This is a genomic window from Oleiphilus sp. HI0123, from assembly GCF_001635315.1.
Map to the genome: position 1 here is coordinate 1 of NZ_LWGE01000015.1, position 591 is coordinate 591.

General features: G+C 36.4%; 1 protein-coding gene. It reads left to right on the top strand.

The window, feature by feature from the left end:
- Nucleotides 1-17: 17 nt before the first annotated feature.
- Nucleotides 18-591, top strand: a 574-nt coding sequence (locus A3761_RS00215; RefSeq protein ID WP_156491444.1) for a hypothetical protein, incomplete at its 3' end; no start/stop codon positions are given.

Sequence of the window (591 nt, forward strand, 5' to 3'; positions counted from 1 at the left end):
ATGGCGTATGCAGAGAAATGTTTCAAAGTGATGGGGCTCCTGTCGAATTTTTCTTAAAGCAAAACTTGCCATTTGCAGCCTTACTGAAACTAGCTCGATTTAGAAAGTCTATTGCCAAGGTGTATTGGGAAGGACACGCAGGGCAAAATGACTTAAAACTTGTTCAAGTACTAAATTCTGCAACTAAGCCTGATGAAAAATATATTCTGAATTTCGTTCTAAAAGAAAGATTAGACAATAAGGTGGCACATAAAGCCGATCACAGTTTGAAACAGAAGTTGATAGCGCATTTCGATGTGGAGGCTATTGACAAGTACTACGCAAAACTTAGATTCGCTCAGATGACGGATATGCTGCTTTTTAGAGAACAGCAGAATTTTATTTCGAAGAAAGATACTTCTCAGTTTGTCGCTTGTGGATTTCCTCAAGTCACTTTTAAAGATAGTGATAAGTTAGCTTTTAAACATTGGCTTAGTACGAAATTCAAGTTTGCTAACCAAATTCAATTATCCTTTAAACATTCCTATCTTGTTACCCAAAACTATTATAGAGCGCTAGTGATTAGTTCTGCCGGTAGTCTAAGTATTAAAA